At 66.6% G+C, this 19,837-nt stretch carries 14 protein-coding genes; 4 read left to right on the forward strand and 10 right to left on the reverse strand.

All coding sequences use genetic code 11. The annotated features are described in order from the left end of the window. Positions 1–37: 37 nt before the first annotated feature. On the forward strand, positions 38–742 hold the full coding sequence (locus tag V6U71_RS07300; RefSeq protein ID WP_411341623.1) for a class I SAM-dependent methyltransferase: 705 nt from the start codon (positions 38–40) through the stop codon (positions 740–742). On the opposite strand, the gene V6U71_RS07305 is transcribed toward V6U71_RS07300, so the two are convergent. The 10 genes from V6U71_RS07305 to V6U71_RS07350 form a co-directional block, all read right to left on the reverse strand. Next, positions 739–1,875 carry a diguanylate cyclase domain-containing protein gene (locus tag V6U71_RS07305; protein ID WP_411341624.1) on the reverse strand — a complete coding sequence of 379 codons (1,137 nt, stop codon included), beginning with the start codon at positions 1,873–1,875 and terminating at the stop codon, positions 739–741. The genes V6U71_RS07300 and V6U71_RS07305 overlap by 4 nt on opposite strands. Before the next feature lie 136 nt (positions 1,876–2,011). Next, the gene (locus V6U71_RS07310) at positions 2,012–3,670 is read right to left on the reverse strand and encodes an arylsulfatase (RefSeq protein WP_411341625.1); all 1,659 of its coding nucleotides are present in this window, start codon (positions 3,668–3,670) and stop codon (positions 2,012–2,014) included. A 123-nt stretch (positions 3,671–3,793) separates the two neighbouring features. Then, a complete protein-coding gene (locus V6U71_RS07315; RefSeq protein WP_411341626.1) occupies positions 3,794–4,747 on the reverse strand; it encodes a TauD/TfdA dioxygenase family protein in 954 nt (317 codons plus the stop codon). A gap of 30 nt (positions 4,748–4,777) precedes the next feature. Then, positions 4,778–6,130 (reverse strand): MFS transporter, encoded by a 1,353-nt coding sequence (locus tag V6U71_RS07320; protein ID WP_411341627.1) that lies wholly within the window; start codon positions 6,128–6,130, stop codon positions 4,778–4,780. Continuing rightward, a complete protein-coding gene (locus tag V6U71_RS07325; RefSeq protein ID WP_411341628.1) occupies positions 6,130–8,538 on the reverse strand; it encodes a TonB-dependent receptor in 2,409 nt (802 codons plus the stop codon). Before V6U71_RS07325 ends, V6U71_RS07320 begins: the two co-directional genes overlap by 1 nt. Before the next feature lie 607 nt (positions 8,539–9,145). Next, positions 9,146–9,937 carry a sulfite exporter TauE/SafE family protein gene (locus V6U71_RS07330; protein ID WP_411341629.1) on the reverse strand — a complete coding sequence of 264 codons (792 nt, stop codon included), beginning with the start codon at positions 9,935–9,937 and terminating at the stop codon, positions 9,146–9,148. Beyond that, complete coding sequence (locus V6U71_RS07335; RefSeq protein WP_411341630.1) at positions 9,934–11,304, reverse strand: ATP-grasp domain-containing protein; 1,371 nt, start codon at positions 11,302–11,304, stop codon at positions 9,934–9,936. The genes V6U71_RS07330 and V6U71_RS07335 overlap by 4 nt, the downstream gene beginning before the upstream one ends. 180 nt (positions 11,305–11,484) lie before the next feature. Next, positions 11,485–12,108 carry a TetR/AcrR family transcriptional regulator gene (locus tag V6U71_RS07340; protein WP_411341631.1) on the reverse strand — a complete coding sequence of 208 codons (624 nt, stop codon included), beginning with the start codon at positions 12,106–12,108 and terminating at the stop codon, positions 11,485–11,487. Positions 12,109–12,156: 48 nt separating this feature from the next. Then, the gene (locus V6U71_RS07345; RefSeq protein WP_411341632.1) at positions 12,157–14,382 is read right to left on the reverse strand and encodes a TonB-dependent receptor; all 2,226 of its coding nucleotides are present in this window, start codon (positions 14,380–14,382) and stop codon (positions 12,157–12,159) included. A gap of 31 nt (positions 14,383–14,413) precedes the next feature. Beyond that, positions 14,414–15,286, reverse strand: a complete 873-nt coding sequence (locus V6U71_RS07350; protein ID WP_411341633.1) for an alpha/beta hydrolase — start codon at positions 15,284–15,286, stop codon at positions 14,414–14,416. A gap of 138 nt (positions 15,287–15,424) precedes the next feature. Between V6U71_RS07350 and V6U71_RS07355 the strand changes: the two genes are divergently transcribed. From V6U71_RS07355 to V6U71_RS07365, 3 genes are read left to right on the forward strand one after another with little or no spacing between them, the layout of a single operon-like run. Further along, the gene (locus tag V6U71_RS07355; protein WP_411341634.1) at positions 15,425–16,810 is read left to right on the forward strand and encodes an MFS transporter; all 1,386 of its coding nucleotides are present in this window, start codon (positions 15,425–15,427) and stop codon (positions 16,808–16,810) included. Next, a complete protein-coding gene (locus V6U71_RS07360; protein ID WP_411341635.1) occupies positions 16,807–18,225 on the forward strand; it encodes an amidase family protein in 1,419 nt (472 codons plus the stop codon). The genes V6U71_RS07355 and V6U71_RS07360 overlap by 4 nt, the downstream gene beginning before the upstream one ends. Then, complete coding sequence (locus V6U71_RS07365) at positions 18,225–19,739, forward strand: AMP-binding protein (RefSeq protein ID WP_411341636.1); 1,515 nt, start codon at positions 18,225–18,227, stop codon at positions 19,737–19,739. Before V6U71_RS07360 ends, V6U71_RS07365 begins: the two co-directional genes overlap by 1 nt. Positions 19,740–19,837 lie beyond the last annotated feature (98 nt).

Here is a 19,837-nt window from a genome sequence, read left to right on the forward strand (position 1 = left end):
GCTTGAGTCCTTGCCGTTCGGCGCTACGCCTTGGCCGATGCAGGATGATGAACGGCCATCGGTATTGGCGCATCGCCGGTTTCTGGCGCGGGCGGCCGAGTTCGAAGGGCTGCCGCTGGCGGCGCGCTTTGCCGAGATCCACGCCTCGAACCTGTGGGGCGCCGATACATCGCGGTCGGGCCTGGGCTCGGAGGCGGGGGCGACGGACATATTGCGGCGCGAACTGGGTGAGCTTTTCGCGGCGTTGAACGTCCGTAGCCTGCTCGACGCGCCCTGCGGCGATGCGCGCTGGATCGCTGAGGCCGATCTGGGGCCTGTACGCTACACAGGCGTCGATATCGTCGCGGCGCAGATCGAGGAAAATATCGCCGAGCGAAGCGCGCGGGGTGAATTTCTGGTTGCCGACATCACCCGCGACCCGCTTCCCGTGGCCGATGCGATCCTTTGCCGCGATTGTCTGGTGCACCTCAGCTTTGCGAATATCGACCGCGCCATCGCCAATTTCCGGCAGTCCGGGGCGAAATGGCTGATCACGACGACCTTCCCCGATTTCGGGAAGAATCTCGACTGTGCCGATGGCGACTGGCGTGCGATCAATCTCGAACGGGCGCCCTTTGGATGGCCGCCGCCGGTGAGGCTGCTGAACGAACGGTGCGAGGAGGCCGGCGGGGGCTGGAGGGACAAAAGCCTTGGCGTCTGGGCGCTTGCGGAGCTGAACAGCGCGACGCTTACGCCGGGCTAGGCCGCTGCGCGTTCGCCGGCGGGCGGTTCGTAGCGCTTGACGCCGATGCCGTTGCGCTTGGCGATGTAAAGCGCCTCGTCGGCGAGGCTGATCAACTGCTCGAGATCGCGTGTGCCGTCGTCGGCCACGACATAGCCGACACAGGTTGAGATGTTGAGCGTATGCTCGCCGATCCGGTACGGCCGGCCGATCGCCGCGACGATCCGCTGCGCCAGCAGCCGCGCTTCGTCGGGGTGCGCGATATCGCGCTGGACGATCGCGAACTCGTCGCCGCCGAGCCGCGCCGCGATGTCGCTTTCGCGGATTGCACCGCCCAGCCGCTTGGCGACCGCCGCGAGCAGGGCGTCGCCCATCGGGTGCCCGAAACGGTCGTTGACGGGCTTGAAGCCGTTGAGGTCGAGACAGTGGAGCGCGACCAGCCGCCCGTCGCCGGTCGCGGCATATTCGGCTTCGTCATAACTTTCGCGCAGCGCGAGGCGGTTGGGGAGCGCGGTGAGGCTGTCCTGCCGCGCGAGCGAGGCGAAGGTCAGCCGCCGGCCGATATCGACGAGCGCGCGGGCGTGGCGCTTGCGCAGGCTGAAGATGCCGCCGAGGAGGAAGGCGCAGGTCATCACTGCGGTTGCGGCGTAAAGCGGCTTGGCCGAGGCGACGATTGCGACGACCGGTGGCGCGACCGCCATGACCATGCTCGGGATCGCGATGCGCGGGCGGAGGCCGATCCCGGCGGCGACCCCGGCGGCATAGCCGATGAGGAGCGCGAGCATCAGCAGATGGTTGCCCGCACCGGTGCTGGGCATCCAGAAGACGCGCAGACCGAACAGGCCGAGGACCGCGGCAAAAGCATAATAGGTCACGGCAAAGCGCCGTTCGAGGTGGCGCGCGGCAGCGATGGTCAGCCGCGGCCGGGCCGCCGCCTTGCCGTCGCGCCACATGACGACGAGGCGCAGGATAGAAGCGACGAGGCCGGGGAGCAGCAGCGCTTCGAGGATCGGATCGCCAGTCCCCCGGACGATGAGTGCGCCCGACAGCACGAAACCGACCGACATGATCAGCGAGGGGAGGAAGCCGTCGTAAAGGCTGCGGATCAGTTCGATCTCGATGGCATCGGCGGCGTGTTTCACTTCGTGCTGCATGGCGCTCGCTTGCTATGCCCTCCTGACGCGGGATCGTCGAAGATCCGCGTCGGCCCGCCTATATACAAGACAGGCGGGGCAGGCATGGCAAAAGCTTATCGCCGGTGCGTTAACGAAAGCTGATTATTCGAGCATTTTACGGACGATAGGGAATGGCGTCGGGAAGCACGACGCCGACGTCGCGGGCATAACGTTCCCATGCTGCGGAGAGCTCCGCCCTGCGGTCGGGTTCGGCGAGCGACAGGTCGCGCGTTTCGCCCGGATCGCGGGCGATATCGAACAATCGCCACAGGCCGTCGCCGATGTCGGTGATTTTCCAGTCGCCCTGCCGATAGGCGCGCGAGCCGAAGAGTTCGGCGCCGATGCCGTCGCCCGCGCCATAGACGCGGATATCGGAATTGCGGAGCCAGCCCGCCCACGAACGACCGGTGATCGGCCGTACCGTCCGCTCGCCGACGCGGGTCGCCGCAGGGTCGGCGCCGGCGAGGTCGAGCAGGGTCGGCGCGATGTCGGCGACCGACAGATATTGCGTCGCCGCGCCCTGACGCTGCGGGATGCCGGCGCCGGTGATGAAGGCGACGGCCCGCGTGCCGCCCTCGCTGTTATAGCCTTTGGTCAGCCATGAGGGCGCCGTTGCTGCCTGCGCCCAGCCGGCGCCATAGGTGACATAGGAGGAAGCGGTGCCGCGATTGGCGAAGCTGTTGTCGGCGCCCTTGAGCTGACGCGCGAGCATTTCGGCGCCGGTGGTCTCGACGTCGAGCGCCTCGGCGCCATTGTCGGCCAGGAATATAATGACGGTATTGTCGAGTTCACCCGACCGGCGCAGCGCATCGATCACCCGGCCGACATTGCGGTCGAGCCGGTCGACCATCGCGGCATAGATTTCCATGTTGCGCGCGGCGGTCCGTTGCTGCTCCGCGGTCAGCGAATCCCAGCTACCGTCGCGGTTGCGCGGGGTGTGCGCGGCTACGTCGGGAGCGAGGATGCCGAGTTCGCGCTGGCGGGCGAGGCGCCGTTCGCGGAGGATATCATAGCCCTCGTCATAGCGGCCCTTGTAACGCGCGATATCTTCGGGCGGTGCCTGCAGCGGCCAGTGCGGGGCCGTAAAGGCGAGATAGGCAAAAAAGGGCTTCTCGCCGGCGGCGGGTGCTGTGCGATCGCCGAGAAAATCGATCAGCCGGGTGGCAAAATAGTCGCTCGAATAGAAATCGGCGGGCAGACGGGTGAGCTGCTTGCCGTCCTCGCGATAGGTCGCGGTGCCGCCTTTCGCCGGGTCGGCGTCGGTGCCGTAATGATTGTGGCCGCCCTGCGCGAGCGTGAAGCTGCGCTGGAAACCGCGCGCCGACGGGTCTTGCTCCGCGGTCAGGCCGAGGTGCCATTTGCCCGAAAAGAGCGTCCGATATCCGGCGACCGACAGCCGTTCGGCGAGCGTCGCGACGTCGCGGCGCAAATAGCCTTCATAGCCGGGCTTGCCTTGCTGGTTCGGGCGGATGAGTTCGGCCATCGTGCCGAGCCCGGCGATATGGTTGTCCGTTCCCGAAAGCAGCATCGAGCGCGTCGGCGAACAGGTCGGTGCGGTGTGGAAACCCGCGAGACGAATGCCCGCGAGGGCAAGCCGGTCGAGGTTCGGCGTCGCAATCTCGCCTCCGAAAGCGCCGATATCCGAATAGCCGAGGTCGTCGGCGACGATGATCAGGAAATTCGGCCGGCGTTCGGCGGCCGGTGCGGCCGTTGCCACGGGTGCGGTCGCGAAAACGGCGAGGGCGAAGGTCAGCAGGCGGCGGCAAACGGTCATCGGGAAACCTTAAGGCAGGAAGGAAAAGACGGCGCGCCCGACAGGAAGGGCAGGCGCGCCGTAGGACGGGACCGGCGCCGTCACAGGAAGGGAGGGGGAGTCATTGGCGCCGGTCCGTAAGCGTCAGGCCGGCTCGTACTGCGCCGCGCGTTCCTTGCGCACGGTGCGGCTGCGGCGCCCGTCGATCGCGACGGGCACTTCGCCGGCGATCGTCGCGCGGCGCAGCGTCCGGCGCTGGAGGCCGAAATCGGCGACGGCGCGATGCTGCGTCGCCTGATTGTCCCAGATCGCCACGTCGCCCGCGCGCCAGCGCCAGCGCACGACATTCTCCGGCTTGGTGATATGCTCCTGCAGGATCGAAAACAGGCGCGCGGAATCGGCGCCGTTCAGCCCGACGAACTGCTTGACGAAATGGCCGAGCAACAGGCTGCGCTGGCCGCTGACCGGATGGACGCGGACGACCGGGTGTTCGGTTTCATAGACGGTCGAGGCGAAGACATTCTTGTGCTGCGCGATCCGGTCCTTCGCCTTGTCGTCGTCGGTCGAACCCTGGAGCAGTGCGGCATAGTCATAGAGGTTGGTGTGGGTCGCCCACAGGTTGTTGACGAGCTGGCGCAGCGTTTCGGGTAGGCCCTCGTAAGCGGTTTCGCCATTGGCCCACAGCGTGTCGCCGCCGGCCTTGGGGATCGTCAGCGCGCGAAGGATCGATGCCTTGGGATAGGCATCGACGAAGGTCACGTCGGTGTGCCAGCTCGACGCGGCATAGCCTTCCTTGCTGTCGAGCTCGAGCAGGTACTGCGAGCCGTCGGCGACCGGCACCGTCGGATGCGCTACCGGATCGCCGAGCAGCGCCGCGAAATCCTCATGCTCCTGATCGGTCAGATGCTGCTGGTCGCGGAAGAAAATGACCTTGTGCCGTACGAGCGCGGCTTCGATCGCGGCGACGGTGGTGGCGGGCAGGTCGCCGGAAAGCTGGACGCCGCGGATCTCGGCGCCGATCGTGCCGGTGACGGGGTGGATATCGAGCGGGCTCGCCGGGTCGGGGGCGTTGGCGTAGGTGGTGTGAAGGTCCGTCATGATAATCTCCTGAGGTTCGACGGGCGGGGGTTATTCGGCGAAAGCATAGCCGGGCGATCCCGGTTCAAGCTGCCGGCGAATTTCGGCGTGCGCTGCCTCGTCGAGAGGAAAGCGCGCGATAAGGGCGGCGGAAAAGGCGTGGGCGATGGCGGGGCCGAGTGCGAAGACGAGCAGCAGTCCGGTCAATGCCTCGGGGCTGTTGACGCCCTTCGGATCGAAACCGAGCCAGCTCACCAGCGGCAGCGCGATGCCGACCGCGACCGCGGTTGCGGTTTTCCCGGCAAGGCTGAACACCGAATAATAAAGGCCGGTGCGGTCTTCGCCGCTGTCGAGCCGGTGCTTGTCGGCGACGTCGGCGACGATTGCGCGCAGCATCAGATTGCCCGATCCCTGCGCGAGGCCCTGCGCCAGCGTCAGCGCGAGCAGCAAGGGAAAGCTGTCGGGGGTGACGAGCAGCAGCGACAGGTTGATCGCGACCTGGACCAGCTCGCCGGCGACGGCGGTGCGATGCTTGCCATAGCGGCGGCCGATCTTCAGCCAGATCGGGCCGGCGAAGATGCCGAAGACGAACTGGAACAGGAACAGCCCGCCGGCCCATTCGGGGCGGCCCATGTAGAAGGTGACGAAGAAGACGATCAGCGCGGCGCGGATATTCTGCGCCAGCGTCACCGCGAAATCGGAGGCGAGGACGCGGAGCAGCAGCGGTTCGCCGGTGATCGCGCGGATCGTCTCGCCGAGCCGCGGGCGGCTGGCGGGAACCGGCGGCAGCGGCGGTTCGCGGAGCGCGGTCAGGGTGAGGAACAGCGCCGGGACGATGGTCAGCAGCACGAGCCCGCCCATCAAGGTCAGTTGCAGGCGTCCGTCGCCGGGGCGAAGCTGGTCGGCGATCGTCGGCAGAATGAGCGTCAGCAGCAGCGCAGACGAGGTGACGACGGTCTGGTAGGTGGCGATGCGGGTGCGCTGGTGATAGTCGCCCGACACCTCGCCCGACCACGCCTGGAACGGGATCTGCACCGCGGTCCAGCCGAGATAGAAAAAGAAGAGGACGATGCCGAGCGACAGCGGCGTCACCCCGAAGGGCGGGAAGAAGAGGAAGATCGACGACAGGCCGAAGACGATGCCGCCGGCGGCAATCCACGGCTTGCGACGGCCATAGATGCTGCGTGTGCGGTCGCTGAGGGCGCCCATCGCCGGATCGGCGATCGCGTCCCACAGCCGGCCGAGCAGGAAGATGATCCCGATCGTCGTCAGCGACAGAGCATAGTCGCGGGCATAGATGGCGGGCAGATAGACGCCGAGGGGGAGGCCGGCGGCGGCGACCGGGACGGCGATGGCGGAGAAACGGACCAGCTGGCCCGCGGTGGGAGGCGGAGCGCTGCTCATCACAATTTCGTCCTGATGGTGGCACCGATCGTGCGCGGTTCGCCGATCAGCGCGGTGACGATGCCGGTGTTCGCGGCCGACAGCGTCTGGAAATAATCCTTGTCGAACAGGTTGCGCGCCCAGATCGACAGGTCGAAAAATCCGTCCTCGGTGCGGATGCCGAGACGCGCGTTGGCGATGCCGAAGCCTGGCACGTCGGCGTATCGGCTGTCGCTCGACGAGGTGTTGAAGGTCGACCGGTGCGAATAGTCGGCGTGGGCGTAGAGCGCGAGATCGCGGCCGCCGAGCGCCCCCAGCGGTGCCCACGCATCGGCGCCGAGCGTGTAGGTGAATTTCGGCACGCCGGGGAGTTGTTCGCCGGTCAGGTCCTGCTTGCCGCCGAGGTTCAGCCGCTCGGGTGCCTGCGGGGCGTTGGGATAATCGCTGTAGGTCGTGTCGGCATAGGCGGCGGAGGCGTAGAAGCTGAAATGCTCGCCGACCGCGCCCGACAGGTCCGCCTCGATCCCGCGCGAGCGGACGCCGGGGATGTTGGCGATATACTGGCGGAAGTTGACGGTGTTCGGAACCTGTTCGGTGATCGCGGTCTGATAATCGCTGATCTCGGTCCAGAAGCCCGCGAGGTTGAAGGTGACGGCGCGATCGAGCCACTGGGTCTTGATCCCGACCTCGTAACTGTCGACCTTTTCGGGGGCGACATTGGGGTCGATCCCCGCGGGAAGGCTGGTCAGGTTTAGCCCGCCCGACTTGTTACCGCGCGAATAGGTCGCATAGGCGAGCGCATCGCCCGAAAATTGCCACGACAAAGTCGCGAGGCCCGAAATGCTGTCGTCGCTGAAGCTGGTCGAATAGTCGGTGACCGGGTTGAACTGGGCCCGGATGATCGCCGCCTGCGCGGCGAGTTCGGGCGGCAGCGTCGACAGGTCGACCCCAGCGACATGATATTGGTGGAAGGAGCCGCTCTTCTTTTCGTGCGTGTAGCGCAGGCCCGCGGTCAGCGTCAGGCTGTCGGTGAATTTCCAGTCGAGCTGGCCGAACAGCGCATAGCTTCTGGTCCGCGGGTCGGATGTCGAATTGGCCTCGAAGCCGTTGACCGCAGCTTCCCACGCTTCGAGCGGGAGGGGAGAGGTCGCCGGCCGGTTCCACAGCGCGGCGGCCGGGCCATAGGCGGAGGCGCCCTTGCCCTTGATCACTTGCCAGAAATAATAGGCGCCGACGACATAGTCGATCGGGCCGCCGCTGTCGGAGGCAAGGCGGATTTCCTGGCTGAACTGGCGTTGGCGGTTCGCCTGCTGCGCCTTGGTGATCACGGGGAGTGAGGTCGAGTCGCCGTCGTTGGCAGGGTTCCAGTCCCACCAGCGATAGGCGGTGATCGAGGTCAGCTTGACCGAGCCGAGACTCCAGTCGACCTGCCCCGAGACACCATAGCCGTCCATGTTCGACTGGTAATGGCTGTCGGCTTCGCCGTGCCGCGCAAAGGGATCGATCGTCGGAAAGGCATAGCCCGGGAAGCGTGCCGCACGTTCGGCGAAACTGTTCGGAATGGCGGCGCCATTTTCATAGGTGCCGAAATAGTCGGCGAAGACGTTGAGGACGTGGTTCTGCTTTTGCCGCGCGAAGTCGCCGATGATCCGCACTTCGAGGTCGGGCGACGGGGTGAACAGCAACTGCCCGCGCACGCTCCAGTTCGAATAATCCTGTGCGCGTTCGTTCTGCGTATCGTTGTAAAGGAAGCCGCGGCGCTCGGTCACCGAGCCCGAGATGCGGACCGCGAGCAGGTCGTCGATCAGCCCGCCCGACGCCGAACCGCGGAGCTGGTAATAGCCATAGTCGCCGACGCTCGCCTCGCCCGAAAATTCGGGATCGAAGCTCGGCTTCTTCGAGCTGATGTTGATCGCGCCCGAGGTCGTGTTCTTGCCGAACAGCGTTCCCTGCGGGCCGCGCAGCACCTCGATCTGCTGCAGGTCGACAAGGTCGAACTGCGACTGGCCGACGCGGCCGTAATAGACATTGTCGATATAAAAACCGACGCCGTTTTCGAGCCCGTCGTTGGTCAGCGCGACATTGCTGCCGAGCCCGCGAATGTTGATGTTGGTGTTGCGCGGGTTGAAGCTGAACACCTGCAGGCTCGGCACGATCTGCTGGACCTGCGTCAGCGTGTAGTTGCCGGTGGCTTCGAGCGTGTCGGAACCGACGACCGACAGCGCGATCGGGACGTCCTGCGCGCTTTCGTCGCGGCGGCGCGCCGAAACGATGATCTCGCTGGCATAGTCGCCGCCGGCGTCATAGGCGGCCGCAGCTTCGGAGGTCGCTGCGGCTTCGGTTTCCTCCGCCCAGGCGGGTGCCGCGGGCAGGAGGAAAGCCGCGCCGAGCAGAAACTTCAAACGGTGATCGGGAGAGTGAGTAAGCATCAAATATGGTCCCCGGGCGGTGATCCCGCCCCCTTTTTGGATTGGTGAAAGTCGGCGCCATGCGCCGCGCCGGATCGGGAGCGCGCCAGTCCGTCGCCCCACAAAGCGCGTGCAGCGCTGCGCAGGGACGCGGGATAGCGAGCCAGATCCGACAGGTCGGATTGGTTCAGCAAGGGCATGATTTTTCCCCGCGCCGGTGCGCTGGAAGCGCCGGACGTCAGGCCGCGGTCGTCTCGCGTGAGGAGGCGCGGCGGGGATGGAGGAAGCGCCGCTGCGCGGAGGGGATGCGGTCGGTCCGCTATCCCGCGCGCAGGATCGGCGACGGTCTAGATAATGGTGCTACACATACGCATCGCAATACCCCTTCAGGGGGAACGCAATGCCTGGCGCTGTCGCCCGAGCATCACGCGCTTTAGCCGTTGGTAACGCGGAGCAAGCTGCTTCCCGGTCAAAAGCCGCGGGTCGAGAGGAGAGCCATCATCCGTTTCGACCAATCCCGAATGACAATGTCAACTTAATCGATTGATTTTGGATTCGTCAATGCGAAGCGGTGGTTTTTGCGACGAAGAAAATCTTTCAGGCGACAGGTGGAGAGCTATGTCGCCCGTCAAAAGCCCGGAAAACGGGGGACCGGGTCGAACATCAGCGCGAAAAAGCCATAGGCGCTGGCGATCAGCAACAGCGCGCCGGCAGCGGTGACGAGCAGTTCGGCGCGCAGGCGGCGGACCAGCCAGGCGCCGACCGGGGCGCCGAGGACGCCGCCGATCAAGAGGCCGATCGCCACCTTGCCGAAGTTGCTCCAGCCCATCGTACCGATGAAACCCGCAGCGATGGTGACGGTGATGAAAAATTCCGACGCGTTGACGGTGCCGATGATCCGCCGCGGCTCGCCGCCCTGGGCGAGCAGGTTGGCGGTGACGATCGGTCCCCAGCCGCCGCCGCCCGATCCGTCGCAGACGCCGCCGACGAGGCCGAGGCTGCCGACGAATTTGAGGTCGCGATAGGTTTGCGGCCGCCGCGCCCCACGCCAGAGCAGATAGATGCCGACCGCGCCGAGATAGGTGAGCACGACGGGCCGCGCGATGTCGTTGGCAAGGCTGGTGAGGACGAACACGCCGATCGCGCCGCCGATGATGCCGGGGATGACGAGGCGGCGGAACAGCCGCCAGTCGACGTTGCGCTGTAATGCATGGCTGACCCCCGACACGCCGCTGGTGAAGCTTTCGGCGGCATGGATTGCCGCCGAGGCCGACGCCGGCGGGAGCCCGAGCACAAGCAGCAGCGCCGTCCCGACGACGCCGAACGCCATGCCGAGCGCGCTGTCGATGAGCTGCGCGGCGAAACCGATCAGGATGAAGGGAAGCAGCGCTGCCAGCGACAGCTCGGTCCATGGAATCATCGTGCGGTCTCCGCCCGCCGCGGGCTGCGCGGCCTGCGGCGCGTGAGCAGGAAGGCAGCGGGAAAGCAGAGCGCGATGAGCGACAGCGTGCCCGCGAACAGCGGCTCGCTGCCCGCGAGCCAGGGCAGGATCGCCGCCCAGATCGACACCGCGAGCAGGGTCAGCAGCGCCTGTTCCTGCTCGACATCGCTATCGGCGGCGGCAGGGACGCCGCGCGCATCGGCGCGCAGATGCTCGAGCCGGCTGGCGACGACGCTGTGCCGTTCGATACGGCGGGACGGGGTCAGCGAAGCAAAGAGCGAGGCCACCCCGGCGCCGACAAGGCGAATGCCGACGGCGCGTGCGAAGCCGCGCCGTTCCTCGACCCGGTCGCTGATCGCACGCAGGCGCAGGCGGCCGCCGAACACAAGGTCGATCAGCGCCTCGCCGGTGACCGCGCGAAGCGGCCGGTCCTGCACCTCCTGGCTTGCCGCGATCCAGTCGAACACCGCGTCGGGCACGTCGATCCCGCACGCGCGTTCGAGCCCCTGAAAGCCTGGAGCGCTATTCGCTTCGCAAATCCGGTAGCCGTCGTCGTCGAACAAGATGTCGATCCCGGCGACTTCCAGCCCCAGCGTGTCGGCCGCGCGCGCCGCGAGCTCGGCCATTTCGCCGGTCGGGGTGAAAGCGATGCCGACGCCGCCCAGCGAGACGTTCGACTTGAAATGCCCCGGCGGTGCGCGGCGCTCCATCGCCGCGATGACCCGCCCGCCGATCACCAGCACGCGGACGTCGCGGCCGTGGCTGGAGCGGACATAATGCTGGAACAGGAAGTCGGCCTTGGCGTCGGCGCTTTCGAGCAGCCCGGCGAGATCCTCGAACTGGCGGCGGTCCTCGCACTTCAGCACTCCGGTGCCGCGCGTCCCGCGCAGCGTCTTGACGATCACCGGAAAGCCGAGCTCCTGCTCGACGACGTCGGTGTCCATCGGGAACTTGCCGAGGATCGTTGCCGGGATCGGCAGCCCCGCGCGCGCCAGCCGTTGCATCGTGTGCAATTTGTCGGCGACGAGGTCGATTGCCTCGGGCCCGTTGACGAGGCGGACGCCGCGCCGTTCGAAGTGGCGGAGGACGGCGAGAGTGAAATAATCGGTCTCGGCGCCCGTCCGGCACAGGATGAAATCGGGCCGTTCGAGCGAATGGCCCTCGTAATGGACCGACCAGCCGTCGACGGGCGCCGCGACGATGTCGAAATTATGCGGCTTCAGGATCAGCAGATCGATACCGCGCGCCGCGGCAGTCTCCTGAAAGCGCAGGATTTCGGGAACCTCGGGCAGGGCGGGATCGAGATCCCGATGGAACAATATCCAGCCGCGCAATCGGGTCTCCATCGCAAAAGGAACAGGGCCGAAGCCGAGAACGTCCGGGCGGCCGGTTCGTTCAAACTTGCGCGCGTCCGGCTGTCCGGTCGGCCCGCACGCCATCCTCCCACGGAAGCTGGCCGATGTCGAATCGGAGGTACGATGACGAACGGTCGGTGTTGACCCGGCCGGCGCGAAATGCCTATCCGGTCAGGGACCGAAAACCAGGTCGAGCATCTGCTTTTTCCACACGGCGACCGATCGTTCGATCAGCGCCATGTCCGGGTTGCGAATATATTCGACGGTCAGGCCCCGGGTGACGGCGTTGTTGAGCAATTGCAACGTCTGATAGGCTTCGTCGTTGTCGATCCCCGCCGCGCGCAGGATCATATGACCCCACAGGCGAACGCGGCGATCGAAGCGCCGGGCGCTCGGCCCGACTTCCTGGTCGAGGTCGGCGTCGTTGCGGCGGGCGAGGTGGATTTCCAGCACTGCGGCCATTTCGGGAAGACCGACCATCCGGTAGTTGGCGTCGATCAGATTTTCCATCGACTGGCGCGGGGTTGCGCCCGCGCGGATCGCTTCGGCATAGATGCGGGTGCGATAGGCGGCGAATTCGGCGGCGACCGCTGCCATCAGCTTGGCCTTGGTCGGGAACTGGTGCTGGATCGCGCCGAGGCTCATCCCCGCCGCGTCGCGGATGACCAGCATCGTCGCGCCCGAATAGCCTTGCGAGCACAGGACATCGCGTGCCGCCGCCAATACCTTGGCGCGCGTCGCGGCGCTGCGGTCGGCCTGGCTGCGGCGGGGTCGGGTTGCGGTCGTCGTGGTCATGCCCTGATCGTCTGCGATAGCTCTTGGCTTCCTGATAAGCGAGCCGCCTCAGAATGTAACCGTCGCATTGATCCCGATCGTGCGCGGCCGGACCACGGCCGTGCCGAGCGCGCCATTGGCGTTGCGCGGCAGTCCCGCGACGCCGAGCAGCGCCTGCGTCGAGGTGATCCCGCCGCTGTTCGTCAGGTTATTGGCATAGGCGCTGATCATATAGCGGCCGAAATCGAGCCCGGCGCGCAGGTCGATCACCTCATAGGCATTGATGCGCGGGAAGTGGCCGTAGGTCGCGAGATAGGCGGGGTCGAAGCCGCCGCTCTGGCGCGAGAGCGAGCGGAGCGAGCCGCCGAACGAGGCGGTGACGCCGGAGGCGAGCTCCCACTGATAGTCGGCGTTGAGGTTGACGGCATATTTGGGCGTGAAGGGCAGGCGGTCGCCCTTGACCGCGCCGACCGCGAGCGGATCGGTATCGCCGCTGAGCCTTGCATCGGTGAAGGTGAAGCCGATCGAGGTGGTCAAGCCCCGCGTCGGCCGCAGCGTCGCGGCAATTTCGGCGCCGTCGACCTTGGCGCCCGCGCCGTTCACATTCACCCCGAAGCCGTTGACGACGGCGGCGAGCTGGATGTCGCTCCAGTCGATATGATAGAGCGCCGCTTCGATCGAGGCGCTGCGGTCTGCGGTATCGCCCTTGAAACCGATTTCATAGCTGGTGACGGTGTCGGGCTCGAACGTCGTCGGGGTGCCGGGGGGCGAACCGAGCGGGATGACGTTGGGACCGCCGGGGCGATAGCCCTTGGCGACGCGGGCATAGAGCGACGCCTGGGTGCCGAACTTGATCTTCGGCGCGACCGACCAGGTGAAGACATTGTCGGACGAGCGCACGTCTTCGATGACCCCGGCGCCGAGCAGCACCCCGTCGGTGACCTGATCGGCGCTCTGGCGGTTGTGGCTGTAACGGCCACCGAGGTCGATATCGAACCACGGCGCGAGGTGCAGCGTCGCATTGGCGAAGCCCGCGACCTCCTCATAGCGCGAATCGAGCTGGAACACCGCGAGTTCGAAGGGCAGGTCGATCGGCGTCAGTACGCCCGGGGTGCCGGGGACGGCAGTCTTCAGATTCTGGAAGATCCGCGCCTTTTCGTGGGTGTAATAGCCGCCGACCAGCCATTCGATAAAATCGCCGCCATTCGATGCGAGCCGCAGCTCCTGCGTCCATTTGCGGCTTTCGGTGCGCTGGTCGAAATAGACATAGGCGCCGAGAACCGCGCTGAGATTGGCGGTATAGTCGGCGCGGAACGACTGAAGCTGTTCGCCATAGCTGGTCGCCGAGGTCAGCGTCGCACCGCCGAAATCATATTCGATCGTGCCGTTGTAGAGGCGGTATTTGACGTTGCTGAAGGTCGGCAGATATTCAGATTGGCTGAGCGCGCCATAGAGCGGCTTCAGCGTCGCCGGATCTGCCTCGACGATACCCGGCGCGTCGACATAGAGATTCTGGAACAGCGCGCTCAGCCGGACGGTGAGGTTCGTGTCGGGAGTCCAGAGCAGCGAAGCGCGGCCGCCATAATTTTCGAAATCGTTGATGTTGGCGCGGACGTTCGAGCCGGCGGTGCCGATCGAATCGATATAGCCGCCCTGCTTGCGGTACGAACCCGAGGCGCGAAACGCCAATGTCTCGCCGAGCGGCACGTTGATCATCGCCGCGCCGCGGTATGACGCGTCGCCGCCGTCGGTGAACTCGACCCCGGCGAGCGCCTTGCCCTCGAACCCGGCGGTCGACGGTTCGTTGGTGACGAATTTCAGGAGGCCGCCGAGCGAGCTGGCGCCGTAAAGCGTGCCTTGCGGGCCGCGCAGCACCTCGATCCGCGCGATGTCGAACGAGTCGAAATCGCCCGCGAGTTCCGACGCGTTGGCGAGCGCGGTGCTCGAGCCGAAGGGCGTTTCGTCGACATAGACGGCGACGGTCGAGGCGACGCCGCCGGTGTTGATGCCGCGCAGCACCAGACGTCCCTGACCGGGCGTGCCCTGCACGAGTTGCAGGCTGGGGACATTTTTCAGATAGTCGGCGAAGCCCGTCGCTCCCTGCTGTTCGAGCGTCGCGGCCGAAACGACCGACACCGATTGCGGCACGTCGATCAGCGTCTGCGTCCGCTTCTGCGCCGTCACGACGATCTCGTCGCCGAAGGCTGCGTCGCCGTCCTGCGCCGACGCGATGGCGGGCGCGGCGAGAGCGAGCGCCAGCGCGGTGCCGTTCAGAACCTTGGTGAAATGTCGCATATCTTATCCCCTCGTCAGATTTATGTTCGTTTCAGCGGTCGCGGCCGAGCGCGAAGCGCATGCCGTGCAAAATGGCGGCGGGTGCGGCCGAGACATGATCGTCCTCGGCGAACGCCACATGGCGGAGGTTGGTGACGCCGGCGTCGCTTAGCGCCACGGCGAATTCGCGCGCTGCGTCGACCATCCGCGCCGCGCGAATCTGCGCCTGCGCCTCGTCCAGCGTCACGCCGATGCCGTCGGGCACGCTCGTCGGCAGTTCCTGCTCGCGCGCGCCGACGTCGACGAACACGCGCGGCTGACGGGGCAAGGCGGCAAGCCGTTCTCCGAAGGCAGGCAGCTCGTCGAGGATCGCAAAGTCGCTCCACCACAGCGACGGGCTGCTGGCGATGAACGCCGAGAAGCTGTCGGGGCGGATCAGCAGCGCCCGCGCAGCGAACAGGCCGCCGAGCGAATGGCCGAACAGGATTTGCGGGCCGTCCGTCGTTTGCGGATAGCGTGCCGCGATTTCGGCGCGCAGTGCGCCGGTCAGGAAGGCAAGGAAGGCGTCGGCGCCGCCGCCCTGTGCGCCGCCGATTGCTGTGCCGAGACCGCCGAGACTTGCGAGCGCGTCGGCGCTGATCGGCGGCGCGAGGTCCGCCGTGCGCAATTTCAGGACGTCGGCATAGGCAGCGTCATAGCCGATGCCGACGACATAATGGGCCGGGAACGCCGCGACGCTCGACACGGCGCGGCCGATCTCGGCCGCCATGCCGAAGAGCAGGTCGCCGTCGAGGACATAGAGGACGGGAAGCCCGGCCTCGGGCAGTGGTCCGGCGGGCGCCGCGACGCTGATCGTCAGCCGGCCTTCGCCCGACGGGTGCGGGAGCGTGAATTGCTCGAGGGACGCGCGAACCGAAAATTGCATCGATCATCTCCGACGGGAAGCGGCCGCTTGCACGACTCCCGCTGTCGGCATGGTGCATCTACCCCATTTACAATAAAGTCAACTTGTTTTAATGTGAGCGAACTGAAGCCGCGAACCGGCCGGCGATGGAGAGTGGTTATGGTCAGCGGTGCAAACGGGGCCGGAAGGGTGGGCGAGGCGGTCGCCACGGTGGAAGGCGATATTCCGTCGGGCGGTCTTCATTGGGCGTGGTACGGTCTCGGCGTCCTGCTGATGACGACGCTCTTCGCGTTCGTCGTCCGCCAGATGCTCAGCCTGATCGCGCCGTCGCTGCAGACGTCGCTGGGTTTTACCGACCTGCAACTCGGCATGCTGCAGGGGCTCGGCATGGCGGTCTTCGCCAGCGTCGCCAGCTATCCGATGGGCTGGCTCGCCGACCGCTTCGGGCGCCGCCTCATTCTCGCGCTCGGGGTCGCCTGCTGGTCCCTCGCGACTGCGCTCTTTGCCTTGCAAAGCGGCTTCTGGGGCCTGTTCGCCGCGACGATCGGCATCGCGGTCGGCGAAGCCGGACTCGCGCCGATTGTTTTCGCGCTGATCCCCGACCTTTTTCCCGAGCGGCGGCGCAATACGGCGAATTTCATCTTCTATGGCGGCTCGCTGCTCGGCGCCGGGCTCGGCATGGCGCTTGGCGGCGCGATGTTGCAGTGGATCGGCGGCGCGCAGGCTGGCTTTCCCGACTGGCTGGCAGGCATCGATGCCTGGCGCCTCGCGATGCTGGCGATTGCCATCCCGGGTCCGGTCTTCTTCCTGCTCGTCCTGACCATGCCGCTCGGCAAAAAGGTCGCCGCCGCTGCGGTACCGGCTGTCGGCGAGGAAGCGGACACCCATGATTTCGTGCCCTATGCGCGGACCCATTGGCGCACATTGACGTGCATCTTCGGTTCGATTTTCGCGATGGCGGTCGCGATGCAGTCGGGCGTGATGTGGTTCCCGCTCGCTTTGCCGCGCGCGTTCGGGATCGACCCGACGACGGTCGGCGTCGGGCTGGGCACCGCGATCACGGTGGCGACGCTGGCCGGTGTGGTCCTCGCGCCGCTGATGCTCCGGTTGCGGCGCGCGAATAGCGACATCGATCCCGTCAGGGTCGCGGCTGTCTTCGTTGCGCTGACCCCGCTTCCGGCCGCCTTGCTCCCGTTCACAAGTTCGCCATTTCAGGCCTATTGCATCGCGGGCGTGCAAGGCGCGCTGGGCATTGCTGCCTCGTCGCTGATGCCCGGCGTGTTGCAGAATCTGGCGCTGCCGCACCTGCGCTCGCGCGTGCTGGCGCTGCTCGGCATCGTCAATGCATTGGCGCTCGCGGTGTCGCCGCTGGCGATCGGCGCGATCTCCGGCCTGATCGAGGGACCGCGCGGCATGTTGCAGGCGATCACCATCGTCAGCCTGCCGTCGCTCGTCGCCTCGGCGATACTGATGGCATTCGCACCCGGGCCTTATGCCGCTACGCTGCGCGCGGTCCGGCCCCAGCCCACAAAGGAGTTACCATGAGGACGACGCTTTCAGCCGGTTCCGCCGTCCCCGACATGATGGACATGCGCGACGCGCTCGCGTCGGGGCAGACCACGCCCTCGGCGCTTGTCGATCAAGCGATCGCGCGCGCCGAAGCGGTCAATCCGCGGCTAAACTTCATCGCTTGGCCGACCTTCGAGCGGGCGCGGGAGCAGGCCGCTGGAGCGCGTTCGGGGCCGCTCGCCGGTATCCCGACGCTGATCAAGGACATGCTGCCCGAAAAGGGCGTCCCGGCCAGCTTCGGCTCGGCGGCGCTGCGCGATTTCATTCCGCCCGACGACGCACCCTATGCGCGCGCGATTACTGCGGCTGGGCCTATCTCGATCGCGCGCTCGGCGATGCCCGAGCTCGGACTCAACGCCGTCACCGAATCGCCGCTGCTCGGACCGACGCGCAATCCGTGGAACCTCGACCATACGCCGGGCGGCTCGTCGGGCGGCGGCGCGGCCGCGGTTGCGGCGGGGGTAGTCCCGGTGGCGCATGCGAGCGACGGGCTCGGGTCGATCCGCCACGGCGCGGCGCCATGCGGGCTCGTCGGGCTGAAGCCGTCGCGTGGCCGCAATGCCGGCGAGGAGGCGTTTCGTTCGATCGCCGATCTGACTGTGAACGGCTGTGTCAGCCGCACCGTGCGCGATACCGCCGCGTGGCTCGAAGCGACGCAGACGCGCGACCCGGCCTGCCTGCCGCCGATCCCGCTGGTAACTGCGCCGGTCGATCATCGCCTGCGTATCCACGCCTATAGCCGCGTGATGCGGACCGGCGAACTGCCCGACGCGAGCGTGCAGCGAGTTTTCGGGGAGGCCGTCGCCTTGCTCGGCCGGCTCGGTCACCGGGTCACCGACGCCGCTCTTCCCTTTGCCGGCGGTGCGGCGATGGACCTGCTCGGCACGATCACCGAGGGGATGTTCTGCCGCCGTCTCGGCATGCTGTCGCAAGCGATCGGGATCGAGGTCAAGGTCGACGAACTCGAACACCGTTCGGTGACCCTGATCGCGGCCGGCGAGGCGGTGAGCGACGAGCGGTTCGCGGCGGCGTGGACGGCGATGGAAGGTGTCGTTGCCGCCTATCTCGATCGGTTGGAAGAGATCGATATCTGGATGACCCCGACACTCAGCACCGAAATCCCGCGAATCGGTGTCTTCGGCCCCGACATTGCATGGGGCGACCAGAAGGACCCGCTGATCGATTATGCGGGCTATTGCTGGATCGACAATTTTGCCGGGACGCCTTCGATCAGCCTGCCGATGGGCTTCAGCGACAACGGCCTTCCGGTGGGCATCCAGTTCGCGACGCGTCCGGGCGGCGAGGCGTTGCTGCTCGCGCTCGCCTATCAACTCGAAGCCGCGATCGAATGGCAGCGGCATGTCCCGCCGGTCTGGGTGGGAGACCTGTGATGGCGCCGAGTTTGGGGAGCCTCCTCAAGGCGAAAGCGGCGGGCGCGGCAGGCGATGGCGAAGCGATCCGCTATCCGGAGGGGGCCATAAGCTGGCGCGAGCTTGAGGCGCGGACGGCCGCGCTGGCGCGGCGGCTGATCGACCTTGGCGTGAAGCCGGACGATCTCGTTGCGGTCGCACTTCCCAACGGCCTCGACCATCATATCGCCAGCTATGCGATCTGGCGGGCGGGGGCGACGCCCTGCATCCTTCCCGCCAAGCTGCCGGGGCGCGAATTTGCGCAACTGGTCGAACTGGCGCGGCCGACCGTGCTGATCGGACGCGTCAGTGATGCGCCGGACGGCGTGACGCAGATTGCGCCCGAGACCGGACATGCGGTGGCGGAACCGCCCGACGACCTCGCTGCGGCGCACTGGAAGGCGGTGACCAGCGGCGGGTCGACGGGCCGGCCCAAGCTGATCGTCGATCATGCCGAGGCGCGCTTCGGCGAACGGCTGGCGGGGATTTGCGAACTGGTCGGCATGCCGCGGGACGGGGTGATGCTCAATCCCGGCCCGCTTTATCATAACGCGCCGTTCCTGTTCACCTCGCTGGCGCTGCTTTCGGGCACGAAGGTCGTCGGCATGAGCCGCTTCGATCCGGAAGAAGCGCTGCGGCTGATCGAACGCGAGAGAGTCGAATGGGTGTGCATGGTGCCGACGATGATGCACCGCATCTGGAGCCTGCCGGTCGAGGTCAGGGAAAGATACGACCTGTCGTCGCTGCGGCGGGTGCTCCATCTGGCGGCGCCGTGTCCGGCCTGGCTGAAGCAGGCGTGGATCGACTGGCTGGGCGCCGACCGGATTTTTGAAATCTATGCCGGGACCGAGGGGCCTTCGACGATGATTTCGGGCGAGGAGTGGCTTCGCAAACCGGGATCGGTGGGGAAGGTGCCATCCGATATGATTTCGATCGTCGACGAGGCGGGTCGCGACTGTGCGCCCGGCGAGGTCGGCGAGATTTATTTTGCCGCGGAGGCTACCGACCGGTTCCATTATATCGGCGCCGAACCGCGCACCGACGATGGCGGGCGCATGTCGCTCGGCGACCTCGGCTTTCTCGACGAGGATGGCTATCTCTTCCTCGCTGACCGGCGGACCGACCTTATCATTCGCGGCGGCGCCAATGTCTATCCCGCCGAAGTGGAGGCGGCGCTGATCGAACATCCCGCGGTGCGCGATGCCGTCGTCCTTGGACTGCCGTGCGACGAACTCGGTGCCCGCATTCATGCCATCGTCCGGCTCGCCGAAGCGGTACCGGTCGAGGCGGTCGACGCGCATGTCCGCGCCCGGCTTGCGGGCTATAAATGCCCGAAGAGCTATGAGGTCGTCGAAAGCGATCTCCGCGACGAAGCAGGCAAGGTGCGTCGCTCTGCATTGCGTGCCGAGCGGCTGGCATGGTTGGCGGAGGGCCGGCCGTTCGATGGGCTTTCCGGCACCGGTCCGCCGGCCGAAACGACCGGAAATATACCATAATAAGACAATGTTGCGGGTCTTTGCCGGGGCCCGGTCGGCTGCGCCCAAATGGGCGCGCGCCGGGGTGGGATGAGCTTGACAGCCCTGCGGGAGGGGTT

This window comes from Sphingopyxis sp. J-6 (assembly GCF_046603995.1).
GTDB lineage: Bacteria > Pseudomonadota > Alphaproteobacteria > Sphingomonadales > Sphingomonadaceae > Sphingopyxis.

Bases quoted from the DNA above. Each gene is read 5' to 3' on its own strand.
- V6U71_RS07300 (WP_411341623.1), top strand. From the start codon at position 38: ATGCAGGATGATGAACGGCCATCGGTATTGGCGCATCGCCGGTTTCTG.
- V6U71_RS07305 (WP_411341624.1), bottom strand. From the start codon at position 1,875: ATGCAGCACGAAGTGAAACACGCCGCCGATGCCATCGAGATCGAACTG.
- V6U71_RS07310 (WP_411341625.1), bottom strand. From the start codon at position 3,670: ATGACCGTTTGCCGCCGCCTGCTGACCTTCGCCCTCGCCGTTTTCGCG.
- V6U71_RS07315 (WP_411341626.1), bottom strand. From the start codon at position 4,747: ATGACGGACCTTCACACCACCTACGCCAACGCCCCCGACCCGGCGAGC.
- V6U71_RS07320 (WP_411341627.1), bottom strand. From the start codon at position 6,130: ATGAGCAGCGCTCCGCCTCCCACCGCGGGCCAGCTGGTCCGTTTCTCC.
- V6U71_RS07325 (WP_411341628.1), bottom strand. From the start codon at position 8,538: ATGCTTACTCACTCTCCCGATCACCGTTTGAAGTTTCTGCTCGGCGCG.
- V6U71_RS07330 (WP_411341629.1), bottom strand. From the start codon at position 9,937: ATGATTCCATGGACCGAGCTGTCGCTGGCAGCGCTGCTTCCCTTCATC.
- V6U71_RS07335 (WP_411341630.1), bottom strand. From the start codon at position 11,304: ATGGAGACCCGATTGCGCGGCTGGATATTGTTCCATCGGGATCTCGAT.
- V6U71_RS07340 (WP_411341631.1), bottom strand. From the start codon at position 12,108: ATGACCACGACGACCGCAACCCGACCCCGCCGCAGCCAGGCCGACCGC.
- V6U71_RS07345 (WP_411341632.1), bottom strand. From the start codon at position 14,382: ATGCGACATTTCACCAAGGTTCTGAACGGCACCGCGCTGGCGCTCGCT.
- V6U71_RS07350 (WP_411341633.1), bottom strand. From the start codon at position 15,286: ATGCAATTTTCGGTTCGCGCGTCCCTCGAGCAATTCACGCTCCCGCAC.
- V6U71_RS07355 (WP_411341634.1), top strand. From the start codon at position 15,425: ATGGTCAGCGGTGCAAACGGGGCCGGAAGGGTGGGCGAGGCGGTCGCC.
- V6U71_RS07360 (WP_411341635.1), top strand. From the start codon at position 16,807: ATGAGGACGACGCTTTCAGCCGGTTCCGCCGTCCCCGACATGATGGAC.
- V6U71_RS07365 (WP_411341636.1), top strand. From the start codon at position 18,225: ATGGCGCCGAGTTTGGGGAGCCTCCTCAAGGCGAAAGCGGCGGGCGCG.